This is a genomic window from Burkholderia sp. Ac-20349, from assembly GCF_017104865.1.
Taxonomy (GTDB): Bacteria; Pseudomonadota; Gammaproteobacteria; order Burkholderiales; family Burkholderiaceae; genus Burkholderia; species Burkholderia aenigmatica.
The window spans coordinates 1-11,842 of the sequence record NZ_JAAGPM010000045.1; the positions used below are offsets into that span (position 1 = coordinate 1).

The window sequence follows — 11,842 nt, forward strand, 5'->3', positions numbered from 1 at the left end:
TACCCGCGCGAGCGCTGGCGCGAAGGCCAGCGCGTGCGCATCGTCGCGCTCGCGCCGGGCGCGACGCCCCCGCCGGAAGATGCGCGCTGGCAAACCTTGCTCGTCACGGCACGCGGTGCGCCCATGGTGCAAGCGACCGGCGCCGCGCGAGCCGATTGCGTGGCGTCGACGCCCGATGCATGGCTCGCCTTCGCGACGATCGCCGGCGTGGCGCCGGACGCGTTCGGCGGCACGCAGCTTCTCGCCGATCGCCGTGGCTGGCTGCGGGCGCGCGCGCTGCCGGGCAGCGCCGGCTGGTCGGATGCCGACCTGCTGTGCCGCTCGGACGCCACCGCACGATCGGCCGTACCGGCAGCGAACGGCGATCCGCTGACCGCGCTGCTGCTGCGCGTCGACACGGAACCCGTGCGCGACGTGCAGGCCGGGCTCCCGCATTGAGTAAATCCCTGACCGTCTCTTTCAACCGAACTTCACGATGAATCCGACCCGACGCCATTTCCTCGCACAAGCGAGCGCCCTCGCCACGATCGCCGCAGCCCCGGCCGCACTGCGCGCGCAATCGGGCACACGGCCGCTGCTGCGCGCCGGCGACCAGAAAGGCGGGCTGCGCGCCCTGCTCGAAGCGGCCGGCGAACTGAGCGGCCTCCCATACGACATCGCGTGGACCGAGTTCCCGGCCGCCGCACCGCTCGCGGAAGCGCTGAACGCAGCCGCCGTCGACTGCGGGCCGATCGGCGACGCGCCGGTGATCTTCGCGCTCGCGTCGGGTGCGCGCGTCAAGGTAATCGGTGCGAACCGTTCCGATCCGTACGGCACGGCGGTGCTCGTGCGGCCCGATGCGGCGCTGAAAGGCGCGGCCGACCTGAAGGGCAAGCGGATCGGCACGACGCGCGGCTCGATCGGCCATTTCGTCACGCTGAAGGCGCTCGACGCGGCCGGCCTGCCGCCCGACGCCGTCTCGTTCCGCTTCCTGCCGCCGGCCGATACGATGCTTGCGCTCGCAACCGGCTCGATCGACGCGTGGGCGACCTGGGAGCCCTATACCGCACTCGCCGAAACCAGCGGCCGCGCGCGCGTGCTCGTCAACGGCCGCGGACTGTGGTCGGGCCTCAGCTACATCGCGGCGACCGACGCGGCAATCGCGTCGAAGCGCGACGTGCTGCACGATTTCCTGCGGCGCGTCGTGCGCGCGCAGGCATGGTCGTACCGGCACGTCGACGCGTATTCCGCGGCACTCGCGCGCATCATCGGCATTCCGCCGGCAGCCGCCAGGCTGCAGTTCGAGCGCCGCAACACGCGCTGGCTGCCGATCGACGCGACGGTCATCGCCGAACAACAGCGCACGGCCGACTTCTACCTGAAGGCGGGGCTATTGCGCCAGCCGCTCGACGTGCGCACGACGTTCGATCCGGGCTTCCCGCTCGCATGACCGGCCGCGCGACGGTGCGCAGCCGTCCAAACGGCTGCGGCGCGATCTGGCACAATCGCAGTCTCGTCATCCGCCTTCAGCCAGCGTCATGCCAGCCATCGCCGAACTTTTCATCTACCCGATCAAATCCTGTGCCGGCATCGCGCTGTCGCGCGCGCAACTGCTCGAAACGGGCCTGGCGTACGACCGCCACTGGCTGATCACCGACCCTGCCGGTCAGATGATCACGCAGCGCACACACCCGCGCCTCGCGCTGATCCGCACCGTGCTCGACAGCGATGCGCTCGTGCTGAACGCGCCGGGCATGCGCGAGATCCGCACGCCGCTCGACGGCGACGTATCGCCTGCCACGCCGAAAATGGCCGCGACCGTCTGGCGCGACACCGTCGACGCGATCGACACGGGCGCCGAAACGGCCGCGTGGCTCACCGAGTTCCTCGGCATGCCCACGAAGCTCGCGCGCTTCGGGCCCGACGCGCGCCGCGGCTGCAATCGCAAGTGGACCGGCGAGATCGATACGCACACGCAGTTCGCGGACGGCTACCCGCTGCTCGTGATCGGCCAGTCGTCGCTCGACGACCTGAACGCGCGGCTCGCCGCGAAAGGTGCGCCGGCGATTCCGATGAACCGCTTCCGCCCGAACATCGTGGTGTCGGATCTCGCCGCGTACGAAGAGGATTTCGTCGAACATCTCGACACCGAAGGCACGACGCCCGTGCGGCTGCGTCTCGTGAAGCTGTGCACGCGCTGCCCGATGCCGACGATCGACCAGGTCACCGGGGCGCCCGATCCGGCGTGGCCGCACGAGCCGACCGACACGATGCAGACCTATCGGGCGAACCCGAACTTCGACGGCGAACTGACGTTCGGCATCAACGCGATCGTCGTCGAAGGCGCGGGCACGTGGCTCGAAGTCGGCCAGTCGCTGGAAGCGGAGATCGGGTTCGGCGATTGAGTCGGGCGTTCACATGTTCAAGAAATGGTCGAATGCCCCGGCGATCGACGCCGGGCGATGATTCCTCACACCAGTGAGGCACGTTGAACTTGCTCGATTTCCATCCTTGCTGTCGAGTTTGCACGCGACCAATTGGACAGTGAAAAATCAGAGGAAGCACACGTCGTTCTTGCGAGTATCGTGTTACGCCAAGCCTCCGGGAAGGAACGAGCCTGATCCCCTGTATCAGATTCACAAGCGATGTTTTCTCCCTTCCGTGCAACAGCTGACAGAGATGCACCGCCGAATGAGACCTGTTGTTGGTCGGTAACGCAGAAGCCCAAGGTGCCTTGCGAGTCGATTTTGTTTGGAATCGCCATCAAGACGTAGCCCCGGGTAGTTCCGTTCGCCACATTCGTGACGACAAGCTTCGGCTCCCTCTGTCGAGCAGCACGCTTCGATAGCGACCAATGTCCGATTCGCGCGGACTTGATGATGTTATCGTTTAGGGCCATGGCACTATCGACATCGCCGTTGTCGTCACTCGCACAGCCAAGTGTCAGCGTTATCGCAGTATTCGACCGAATACCAGGTAGCTGCGTTAAATACGTTGCGTACTCCTCCCGCCCGTAACCAAGACGATATTCCTCAAATCCAGATTGGCTTTCGATAGTGAAGCGACAAGAGCCTACGCCTCGAAGCTCACGCTGTTTGTCGAATTCGGGTGCCGAAAGTTTGGAGTCGTCCAACGCTGCTCCGCTCGTGTAAGCAGGCACCAATTCAATCAAGACAACGACGGCAGAAAAAAGCATTCTCATGTGCTCCTCCTGCGGAGTCTCGGTCGGCATCTTGACCGCACAGTAGGTGAGTCGGTCACGTGGAAGCCGGCCTGCGTCTTGGCGTAGGCAAGGATCAGCCGATTGCGGTATCGGGTGACAGCTTCAATCACGGCAACACCGGGCGCCGCCCCATCCTGCGGAATTGGTCGTTCCGCTTCTGCACCGGATGCAGGTGTCATCGACTCGATCAGGTCAAGCAGTTGCATCGAATCGCAACGGCCGTGGCCCTCAGTGTCGTCATCGATAAAGGCCCATCCCAACCAGTGCGGGAAATCGGCGTCGCTGTAAACCTTAACGTCGATATCGACCACTCAGCTGGAAGCAAACCTGATCCTGTTCTCGATTTCTATTTAAGATAATTGCAATCATCGACTCCTTCCATGCACTTCTGTGCTCGCTCCGATGAAATATTTTTTAGCCTTCCGACCTCCCCGCACCGAATATCAGAAGCACAGATCATCAAAGAAATGTCATATGCATCATCGACAGGTGTAAAGCTTATCGCACCAACCACCGCCAATTTCCCTCCTTTGATTCGATAACTATAGCGCGTCGCCTGAACATCCCCACTACCGCTTACGATTGCAAAAAGTGGCCCATTCTTTGCCTTTGATCTCCGAAGCAGTGGCGCCTCTCCAACAAATTTGTATGACCTTGAGTTTCCGTCAAAAATCCAGTACCACATCCCTTCTCCAGACCTTCCTTTTCCATTCGCTATTCCGAGATCACGCCCACCCTGGCCCGTCAAATCGATAGATGAATTGACACCTATTGAATACGCCTCATTATCAACAATAAATTTATACTTCTGCTGAATTTTATCATTTATCAAATCAATAACAACGTCACCGGTACCACCCCTCCAACAATAATCGATTTTGACTACCGACCCATTTTCCTTTGATCGCGCTATGTGAACTTCTTTTGAATCGCCGTGTATGCAACCCTTCGAAGCCAAGGACGAGGTCGACAGCACCGACAACAGCACGACAAGAAGCGCGGCACCGTGAATATTATAGAAACAATCCCTCATGAAATTATTCAAAACAAAATAAATTATCCACATATCGTGCGATTTTAATTCACACAATAAAATTACCCCCCGTCGGAATCAAATCACACCCCCATCCATCTCATCATCAGGTGACACAAAGTGGATCGAACGAATGATTTCAAGCACTTCGGGAAGAGCTCTCTCCGAGGAATTCTGAAGACTTTTGCCCACCGTCTCAGAAATATCACGAGAATCGTAACCGATCTCTATACCTCCTCTGTCGGTACGCAGCGTACGTAAACCATCCCCTAAACAAAAATCCAGCTCCCGAACCTGACCGGGCCGAAAGTTGTTAAGAGGAAATGACGAAATTTGTGCAACCCCAAAGTAAAGCGGATGCAGCCTCTCCAGGCGACGTATCTTGTAGTAGTGAATATTTTCAAAATCTTCAACAGGCAACAGTTTCGAGCAAAGATCAGCTGCAGCCCCTTTACGGCAATTTAAACTAAAATTCAACGATTTTTGCACAGCCTGATGATTCAGTGAAAAATCCGCGTAGGAGCTACCGCCTTCCATGTAGGTCCGAGTATTTCCACCTTTTTTTGCGAAAAATTCAATAGCGCAATCGCGCATAAAAATAACATAGCGCTGCATGCCAGCAGGCATGACATCAGAATGATCTGCAATGGCCAGCGCCTCCTTGTTTTTATCATGCGCCAATACATATCGATTACTAGCACAAAAAATCAGCCCGAAGACGATCTTACATATTAAGTATTTCATATTTATCGCGGCGCCTCCCCTTTCACTTGATAGTCCTCAGGCAGGAACTGTCGCACGCCACTGTCGTTAGGAAATACTGGCTGATCAAGCAATAATACTTGCGCATACGCGTGAGCATGATAACGATCCACCAAACCATTCAGCCTTGGGTTATCGCGGTCGAGATGACCTGGCAGATTTATCAAGCAGCTCACCCGTCGAAAAGACACATTCTCATAGAATGCAAATGGTTGACTACGTCGCTGCTGACTCGTGATATGCAATGTGAACGAACGACGAATATTGGGTGAAGCCTTATCCACCTCATAGTTTGCCTTGTGTACGCTCCAGTAGTATCCAGAACTATCGGCAGCATCAAACGCAATTCGGCGCACATCCTCGCGCCATCCCTGCATCTGTACAGGCAATTGTCGCTCCATATCCTTCAGTGGTTGGTTGCTTCGTTGAGTATCAGCTTGCTTCTGAGACTGCCTCAGTCTAACTTCAATCGATGAATCAATCCCGCGCCCACGCCAGTGCCAATAGCCTAGATAGTTGCTTGAATGGGTAAGCTGAAGGAAACCACGCCCTATCCAAGGAGCATACCAACGACTGTCGGCGTCCTCCTCTTGCATCACTCGCAACCAAGCCGTTTCAGGCACCGAATTTCCGAGAAAGGCAGCCATACGTTCGGGAGTATTTATGCCGTATTTTCTCAGGGCACGATTCAACTCGATAAGATTCGTCTCAACCAACTGTCCAGCCTGTGCCCTCGTACTTTCATACACGATCTGAGTGGATGCGCCTGGCCCCAGGCCTCGCAAAGCTCGTGCTGGAACCACTTGCTTCAATTCAGCGGGGCTAAGCCATCCGCTTTTTTTAAAGACATAAATAAACTGCATCGGATGAAAATGATAATGTTCCGCTTTCAGGGTTAGTCCTTTCTCTACCGCCTCCTCCCAAAACGCCAACGCTTGATGGTGGCGCTTGAGCCATTCGTAGGCCGGATCGCCCAAGCAAATCGGGAACACGATGTTGCCGATTGGACTTTCGCCGTCGGTGCCTTTCAGCCAATCCCAGCGCTTGTCGAAATCGTCACGTGCCCACTCGGTGGGCATCTTGACCACACAGTAGGTGAGTCGGTCACGCAATTCACCGGCCTGCGTTTTGGCGTAGGCAAGGATCAGCCGATTTCGGTATTGGGTGGCAGCGTCGGCACCGGGCGTTGGCGACATCGGCTCGATCATGTCGAGCAGTTGCGTCGAATCGCACCTGCTGTTGCCGTCGGTATCGTCATCGATGAATGTCCACCCCAGCCAGTGCGGGAAGTCTGCGTCGCTGTAGACTTTCACGCCGATACGATTGAGATCCACGTAGCCTGTGACACCACCGCCAATAGCAATCTTGCGGAAATGCGGCATGCGGCCCTCATGCAGATCTGTGGCGGCCGGCGCGTCGGGCCCCAGGATTCGACCGAAACGCAGCATCTCGTAGCCTGCACTGGGGCATCCGGGATACGTGTCTGTCGCGGTCTTGTATAGGCTATAACCGCCCTTTGCTTCTTCAACGCCACCACGTCGATCCCCCACAGCGTCACGCGTAGTCAGAGTGATGGTGCCTCGCGCTTCGCTCAGCGCAACGTTAAGCACCTCCTTCGTTTGACCGATGGGCCGTACGGTCCATTGCGCCCATGCCTCGGCGGTCAGGTCGTCAGGCGGCGTGGTGGCTGCCACCCCGTAGACGGCCGGCACGCGAATAGTGCGTTGCTGCATGGTCGGCGCGGGCTTCTTCAAAGCATGTTGTTCCGAGCCTGAGACTCTCGACCACCAAGTGCCTGCCTGCACCGTAGTCTTGCCGTTCAGCGCAAGAATCCGCTCACGCGTCGTACTGAACCGTTGCGCGACGCTTTCGAGCGTATCGTTGGCGGCACCCACGGTGGAATCGAAGACGCGCACGACGTAGCTCCTGGTTTCAGTACGCGGGTTGACCGCGTACATAGACGTACCGGCAGGCAACACGATATGGATGTCGCCCCAGACGCAATTGCGTCGTCCCTCGGAGGCTTGCAGCTTGCCTTCGCTGCGGCCCATCAGCTTCTCTACGTTCGCTTTGTCCGCAACGATTTCGAAATGGATGCGGTTTGGCCTACCGTAAATCTCACCTGCTTGGCCAATCGGGTCTTTGCGATAGATCTTGTCGCCTTTCGCCCACGCTGCCTTGGTGGCCGAATTGATCGCCACGCTCTTCAGGTGCTGGTAGATCGAATAGAAGACGACCTCGACACCCTCGCCGATTTCAGTCTGGTGCTTGAGGATCACCACACCATTGCTGGTCCAACCTGCGTAGTAGAGCAAGGGGTAAGCGTCGCGCTCTTGCTCGGTAGGGTTCTGCTCCGGCTTGGCAGCGCAGGGACGCGCAAACACGACCTCGCCGTCGGCAATGGCGCGCACCGGTTCCGGATTCGCGTCGGGGCCTGGCGCGACCAGATGCACACCGCCATGCCAACCGAACTGATGGCTAACGGGGAAACTGCCTTTGCCGCTCTTTTCACCGAGGCCAAAGGTTCCGTCGTTCCTGTCGTCCTCGGTTCGCGGCTGAGGCGTGCCCAGGAAGGGGAAGCTGATAAGCATGAGCGGCTCCACAAACTCAGTTCGCAAAATGGCATGTCGTCGGGAGCAATCGCCTGATCGGCCAGCGGTTGGCCATCAATACCGAAGGGATTGCCGTGACAGGCACTCCGCCAGCCATCCGACGTTTGAATTGCGTTAGCGCAGCGTTGAGGTAATGCCGCTATCGCCCAGCGTGATAGCGCTACCCGAACCGCGCGAAGTGAGAGGTTCGCCGCCGATGCGCAGAATGTCCATGAGACGAATCCGAAATTTCGAGGTGTATTTTTCCGTCGGATGACATACACGCGGGTGTTAAAGAACCCGAAATACCCTGCAATGCGGGCGAAATTCGGGATCCGCGTCAAATAATATGGATTGCTAATATTATAGACATGCAACTGCCCCCGGTTGGAGCACCCAGTAACCGGCAAAGACGCGCGGAATTTGACAATGCCGTTCCCGGCAGCGCAGGCGAAATGTCAGTTCCCCCTGAATCGGCGAACCAACTCAATTCAGATGGCCGTTGCAATTGCGCTCAGGCCCATTCTGTTTCAATGCAGTCCAACTTCAGCGGATCCGGCCACGCACCTCGTCAGCCATTCCCATCAGCCACCGGCAACCGGATCGTGACAACCAGCCCGCCACCGGCCGCATCATCAAGCGTCACATTGCCCTGATGCACGCGCGCGATCTCGCGCACGATCGACAGCCCAAGCCCCGTCCCTTCCACCGTCTGCGTCTTGCTGCCGCGATGGAAGCGCTCGAACACCGCATCGCGCTCGTCCGCCGGAATGCCCGGCCCGTTGTCGATGACATCGAGCCGCGCATGCTCGCCATCGCGCGACACGCGCACCGTGATCACCGCGCGGTCGCCCGCATAGCGAATCGCGTTGTCGATCAGGTTGCCGATCATCTCGCCGAGCAGGTCCGACTGCCCGTGCACGTCGAGGTCGGCTTCGTGCTCGAAACCGAGATCGATGTCGCGCGCGCGTGCAACCGGCGACCAGTCGAGCGTCACGCTGCGCGCGAGCCGGTGCAGCGCGACCGGCTTGTGCGCGATCGCATGGCCGCTGTCCGAATCGAGCCGCGACAGCGACAGCAGTTGCTGGACGATCTTCGCGGCCTGCCGCACCGCGCCGTTCGCGCGCCGCAGGTGCCCGTTCGCGCGTGGCTGCTCGTCGGGCCGCAGCGCGAGCTCGACGCCGGCCTGCACGGCCGCGAGCGGCGTCTTCAGTTGATGGGCCGCGTCCGCGAAGAAACGGCGCCGTGCGACCTGCATCCGCTGCGTGCGGCCGATGTACTGGTTGATCGACTCGACCAGCGGCGCGAGTTCGCTCGGCATCGCGCCGGTATCGAGCGGCGTCGTATCGTCCTCGCTGCGCGCGGCGACCGTTGCCGACAGCCGGTTCAACGGCCGCAGCCCGCGCCCGACGCCGAGCCACACGATGCCGAGCGCCAGCACGACCAGCAAGCCTTCCTGCAGCAGCGATCCCACCAGAATTTCGCGTGCGAGCGCCTGACGCGCCTCGATCGTCTCGCCGACCATCACCCACACGATGCGCGACTGCGCGGTCGGCACGTCGTGCACCGGGATGCGCAACGCGGCCATCCGCAACTGCTCGCCGCGATAGACGACGTCGTAGTAGCGCGTGACGAACAGCGCGCCGTCGCCCGCGTCGCGCCCCTGCGGCAGCGGCAGGTCCGGATAGCCGGTGATCGTGTGGCCGTTGTCCTCGCGGATCAGGTAGTAGATCTTGCCGCCGTCGCTCGACTCGAGCATTTCGAGCGCGAGATACGGCAGGTCGACCTCGATCTCGCCATCGTTGAGCCGCACGCCTTCGCGGATCGATTTCAGCGACGACGACAGCGTGCGGTCGAACGCGACGTGCGCGGCGTTCATCGCGCGCTGGTACGTGAGCCACGAGTCGAGCGCGAGCAGGCCGAGCAGCGGCAGCAGCAGCCACAGCGCGACCTGGGTGCGCAGGTTCGGGCGGGTCACCGTGCCTCCCGCCGGCCCGTCCCATGGAGCATGGCGGAGCGTGCAGGGCGCGCTTCTCCGTGCCCGCGCGGTCGGCCGTGAATGGCAGGCGTATCGTTGGCGGGCCGCGAACGTGTCGATCCGGCGCAGCGTGTCAACGCGTACATCGGCCCCGCGCAAAGAGCGTGAGCGCGGAGGCGGTTCATTCCGCCGCCTCCGCCTTCGCTTCGAGCAGATAACCGAGCCCGCGCAGCGTGACGATCGCAACGCCCGTGTTTTCAAGCTTCTTGCGCAGCCGGTACACGTAGATCTCGATCGCATCGGCATTGACCGACTCGTCGAGCCCGAAGATCTTCTCCGACAGCGTTTCCTTGTTGATCGCGCGGCCGTTGCGCAGGATCAGCACCTCGAGCACCGAGCGCTCGCGCGGCGTGAGCGACAGCGGCTCGCCCGCGAGCTGGAAGCTGCGGTCGATACTGTCGTACGAAAGCGGCCCGCATTCGACCCGTGAATGTTCGTGGCCGAGGCTGCGGCGGATCAGCGCGCGGGCGCGCGCCTCCAGTTCGGTCAGTTCGAACGGCTTCGCGAGATAGTCGTCGGCGCCGAGATCGAGCCCTTTCACGCGATCCTCGACCGACCCGTGTGCGGTCAGGATCAGCACCGGCACCGGATTGCGGCGCGCGCGCAGCCGCCGCAGCACTTCCAGCCCGTCGAGCTTCGGCAACCCGAGATCGAGGATCACGAGCGCGTAATCCTGCGTGCGCAGCACGTGGTCGGCCGCCTCGCCGTCCGCCATGTGGTCGACCGCGAAGCGCGCCGCGCTCAGCGCGTCGTTCAGCGACTGGGCGAGGTTCGGATTGTCTTCGACGAGCAGCACACGCATGGGGATTCCGTAAGGTCAGCGACAGGCCGCTACATTACATGATCCTTTCCATGCCGACGCCTCGCGGAAACACCGGTTGCGCCGCCGACGCGAGCGCGCGTCGGCCGGGCCGGCCGACCAACGCTCAGCGTTCGGCGGCGGGCCGGTTCCGTGTCGCGAAGCGTGACCCGTCGCCTGCGCGCCGCCGCTCGCGCAGGCCGACCGCCACTGCCACGAACGCGACGCTCGCGACGACCGTCACGACGATCATCGGGCGCGCAGTGCCGTCCGACAGCCACGCCAGCACGCCGCCGCACGCGGCCGTGATCGCCATCTGGATGAAGAAGAACAGCCCGGACGCCGTCCCGGCGATCGTCGTGTATGGCTGCATCACCGCGAACTGGCAGGCCGGGATCGCAATCCCGACCGCAACCATCACGAAGAACATCGGGACGACGAGCGCCGCCACCGCCGTCGGCGCGATCGCACCGCCGATCCACAACGCGACGGCGCCGGCCAGATTGACGCCCGCCGCCGCCGCGATAACTGAATCGGCCTTCCAGCGCGTACCGGTCCGCGCGAACACGTTCGAACCGATCAGGTAGCCGAGCACGGTCAGGCCGAAGATCGCGGCATACACCGGGCCCGATACGCCGCGTTGCCGCTGAAACAGCGTCGACGATTCCGCGATGAACGGGTAGTACGTGCAGTACGCGAAACTGATGGCGAGCGAGTAGCGCAGGAAACGGCGCTCGCGCAGCAGGCTCGCGTACGTCCGCAGAAGCCCCGCGCCCAGCGCCGGCCGCGCATCGCTTTCGCGGGTCTCCGGCAGGTAGCGCAGCACCATCGCCGTCGCGACCACCCCGCCCGCCGCCAGCCATCCGAACACGCCGCGCCATCCGAGCCACTCGGCAACCGCACTGCCGGCCAGCGGCGCAATCACCGGCGACAGCGCCATGCCGGCCGAGATCCGCCCCAGCATCGTGGCCTGCATCGCGGTCGGGAAACGCTCGCGCACGATCACGCGGCCGATCACCGTTCCGCTGCAGCCGCCCAACGCCTGGAAGATGCGCGCGGCGACGATCGTCGTGATGCTGGTCGACCACGCGCAGGCGACGCTCGCGACCACGTAAAGGCACAGGCCGCCGAGCAGGACGGGACGGCGGCCGTAACGGTCGGACAACGGCCCCGACACCAGCATCGACAGCGCATAGCCGACCATGTAGAGGGTCAGCGTGAGCTGCAACTGAGCGTCGGTGCCGTGCAGCGCGTCCGCCATCGCCGGCAGCGACGGCAGGTACGCATCGATCGTGACGCGCGGCAGGCACACGACGAGCATCAACAGGAACAGCCAGCCCCACTGGGGTAATGAACGCGTTTTCATGCGGTGAGCCCGTCTCCGGTCGGATTGATGTGGTCAACAGCAATCTAAGGT

The 11,842-nt window shown here is 61.4% G+C and carries 10 protein-coding genes and 1 pseudogene; 4 read left to right on the forward strand and 7 right to left on the reverse strand.

What is annotated here, in order from left to right:
* The 3 genes and pseudogenes from G3N61_RS16695 to G3N61_RS16705 form a co-directional block, all read left to right on the forward strand.
* Positions 1 to 438: pseudogene (locus G3N61_RS16695) on the forward strand (cytochrome c); the annotation flags it as partial.
* A gap of 37 nt (positions 439 to 475) precedes the next feature.
* Entirely contained in the window at positions 476 to 1,429 is a 954-nt protein-coding gene (locus G3N61_RS16700; RefSeq protein WP_089453083.1) for an ABC transporter substrate-binding protein, read from the forward strand.
* 88 nt (positions 1,430 to 1,517) lie between these two features.
* On the forward strand, positions 1,518 to 2,384 hold the full coding sequence (locus G3N61_RS16705) for an MOSC N-terminal beta barrel domain-containing protein (protein ID WP_205823086.1): 867 nt from the start codon (positions 1,518 to 1,520) through the stop codon (positions 2,382 to 2,384).
* Between the two features lie 65 nt (positions 2,385 to 2,449).
* Here the strand turns inward: G3N61_RS16705 and G3N61_RS16710 are convergent, their stop codons facing one another.
* Positions 2,450 to 3,181, reverse strand: coding sequence for a hypothetical protein (locus tag G3N61_RS16710; RefSeq protein WP_205823087.1), 732 nt, complete (start codon positions 3,179 to 3,181; stop codon positions 2,450 to 2,452).
* 59 nt (positions 3,182 to 3,240) lie between these two features.
* On the opposite strand from G3N61_RS16710, the gene G3N61_RS16715 reads away from it, so the two are divergent.
* Positions 3,241 to 3,561: a hypothetical protein gene (locus G3N61_RS16715; RefSeq protein WP_205823088.1), complete on the forward strand. Its 321-nt coding sequence runs from the start codon at positions 3,241 to 3,243 to the stop codon at positions 3,559 to 3,561.
* Here G3N61_RS16715 and G3N61_RS16720 read toward each other — a convergent pair.
* The 6 genes from G3N61_RS16720 to G3N61_RS16745 all read right to left on the reverse strand — a co-directional run bounded on the left by G3N61_RS16720 (position 3,549) and on the right by G3N61_RS16745 (position 11,791).
* A complete protein-coding gene (locus G3N61_RS16720; protein ID WP_205823090.1) occupies positions 3,549 to 4,160 on the reverse strand; it encodes a hypothetical protein in 612 nt (203 codons plus the stop codon). The genes G3N61_RS16715 and G3N61_RS16720 overlap by 13 nt on opposite strands.
* Positions 4,161 to 4,313: 153 nt before the next feature.
* Positions 4,314 to 4,979, reverse strand: a complete 666-nt coding sequence (locus G3N61_RS16725) for a hypothetical protein (RefSeq protein WP_205823092.1) — start codon at positions 4,977 to 4,979, stop codon at positions 4,314 to 4,316.
* Positions 4,980 to 4,981: 2 nt separating this feature from the next.
* The gene (locus tag G3N61_RS16730) at positions 4,982 to 7,588 is read right to left on the reverse strand and encodes a M23 family metallopeptidase (protein WP_205823094.1); all 2,607 of its coding nucleotides are present in this window, start codon (positions 7,586 to 7,588) and stop codon (positions 4,982 to 4,984) included.
* 571 nt (positions 7,589 to 8,159) lie between these two features.
* Positions 8,160 to 9,566, reverse strand: a complete 1,407-nt coding sequence (locus G3N61_RS16735; protein WP_205823096.1) for a sensor histidine kinase — start codon at positions 9,564 to 9,566, stop codon at positions 8,160 to 8,162.
* 181 nt (positions 9,567 to 9,747) lie between these two features.
* Positions 9,748 to 10,428, reverse strand: a complete 681-nt coding sequence (locus G3N61_RS16740) for a response regulator (protein WP_043183537.1) — start codon at positions 10,426 to 10,428, stop codon at positions 9,748 to 9,750.
* Positions 10,429 to 10,552: 124 nt separating this feature from the next.
* Entirely contained in the window at positions 10,553 to 11,791 is a 1,239-nt protein-coding gene (locus G3N61_RS16745) for a multidrug effflux MFS transporter (RefSeq protein ID WP_205823098.1), read from the reverse strand.
* Positions 11,792 to 11,842 lie beyond the last annotated feature (51 nt).